Source organism: Tunicatimonas sp., assembly GCF_049647865.1.
Classification (GTDB): Bacteria; Bacteroidota; Bacteroidia; order Cytophagales; family Cyclobacteriaceae; genus Tunicatimonas.
Window position 1 is genome coordinate 1 of record NZ_JBARYM010000276.1, and the last position, 1,962, is coordinate 1,962.

Here is a 1,962-nt window from a genome sequence, read left to right on the forward strand (position 1 = left end):
ACAATTACCAAAATCAATTCAACTATTTTATCTCTCCTGCTGATAGAGCGGAGGTAAACGTAGATCCAGTTTCTTTCAATTTGAGTTTGCTAAGGTATATTGATTCTGACCGATATATGCGAACAAACCGGGCAGTAGAACAAGTTAATGAAGACTACAACGTTTTACGAACGAAGAATTTACTAAGCGCGTGGTTTTTTGGAATAGGGCCATCATCCGCCCTACAGATGACCAAATCTTTTTACTTGAAAAAGAATTTCTTCTTCTTCTATGATAATTATTCTGCTGCCATTTTGCCCGACCTGACGTTGGGCCGATACTTCAATAACGTAGATGCCAATGTAAATGTATCCTATCGTACCTACGGGGATCGTTACGAAGGATTTGACACAGTAATAGAAACGCGAAGGCACTCAGTAGGGGTTGAGTCAGTCAAGTTCCTATTTAATTATCTTGGATTTGTACCTTTTGCAGGGCCAATACTTTCCTATGAAAACCTGCGCACCTCAGTAGATGGAATTGATTACAGAGAGAATAAAGTAGCCCTTGGGATTACATTTGGTTGGGACATTCGGGTAACAAAAACCGGTACAAGCCTTTTACGAACAAATTTACGCTACTACCCTAACTTACATATGAATGTTGAAGGTGAAAAAATGATGTTTGACCATCTTGAGTTCAATTTTATACAATGGGTACAGTTCATTGGAAGAAAAAAAGCACTAAAATAATAAAGGCACGTAACACATACGAAATCTTAGTACCCTGTGGGACGCCACACTTTATATTTCAACCGCTAACAACCGTCATCAAAAATGGAAAGATACTACACAATCGGAAGTTTGAAACCTTTTAGTGAAATTGATATTAAGAAGATTGAAGATACTATTGGCTCTACCTTACCGGAAGGTTATAAGAACTTTTTGATGACTTATGGGTTCGGCGATATCAGTGAACTCTTAATGATTACTCTTCCTGATAAAGACTATTTCCGGTCAACCTTTCAAGATGCTTTAGATATATGGGAACTGACAATAGAAGAAGAAAAAACTATCATAGACGGGATAATAATAGCCAGAACAATTGACGGGGACACTGTTCTATTGATTCCAGGTAATAAATCGCCATTTGTGGTAATGCCAAGGCACTCAATGAGTCCGGTTTATTTTAGTACGTTTAACAAAGTAATTAATTTCTATGTATCGAATTACAAACTTGAAGACAACATCTATTTTGATAGCTACGATAACTTCAAGTTGAAGGTATTTTCGGATTTTGTACAAAATGGAATCTTGAATAAACCTCTTTTTGAGAAAGTACATAAGCGGTTTATTGACAAAATTGCGTTTGATAGGATTATAGAAAATAGGCAACCGAAGTATATTATTCAAAAGATTGGGGGTTGGGTATACTTTGATCTGGTTAACAAAAGCTCGATCCGTGTTAAATTTCAGCAACAATTTGAAGAAGAGGCGAATAGAATAGTTGAATTTATAAATAGTGAAATGAACGCTAACGATAGCTAACAGAACTTATAAGTAATGCAAGGTTCAGCGCAATATCATAATTGAAGATCCTCAGAAAATTATTGGACGGGCCGACCTAATTGTGCTAATACTTATCCTGGGAGGATGCCTTTACCTGATTGAAAAGATCGGAGCGTTAAATCAAGGACTGAATCAACTAATAGCACTATTAAGCGGTAAACAATCCCTAGCATTAATAATTATCGCTGTGCGGTTTATCAGGGGAATTAGTATTGACTTACAAGAGGAAATTATAGCCATGACTCCCATACTGCTGCTGTTTGGACTTGGTATTGGATTTAGTGTATCAACTATGGTGTTTGCCAGCAATGGGTCAGCCGTGTTAGGAGCTACCTTCAGCCCGTTCAACCCGTTTGAAATGGTGGTCGCCCAGCAAGAAGCTGGCGTAGAACTACTGTCTGGTTAGAACTTAGAT

The 1,962-nt window shown here is 37.6% G+C and carries 3 protein-coding genes; all 3 read left to right on the forward strand.

From position 1 onward, the window contains the following. Window positions 1-731 (forward strand): hypothetical protein (locus WBA23_RS08430; RefSeq protein ID WP_424581833.1); only part of this gene is annotated, 731 nt, incomplete at its 5' end. Window positions 732-815: 84 nt separating this feature from the next. Then, entirely contained in the window at window positions 816-1,526 is a 711-nt protein-coding gene (locus WBA23_RS08435) for an SMI1/KNR4 family protein (protein WP_424581834.1), read from the forward strand. A gap of 61 nt (window positions 1,527-1,587) precedes the next feature. Beyond that, window positions 1,588-1,953, forward strand: coding sequence for a hypothetical protein (locus tag WBA23_RS08440; RefSeq protein ID WP_424581835.1), 366 nt, complete (start codon window positions 1,588-1,590; stop codon window positions 1,951-1,953). Window positions 1,954-1,962: the final 9 nt, after the last annotated feature.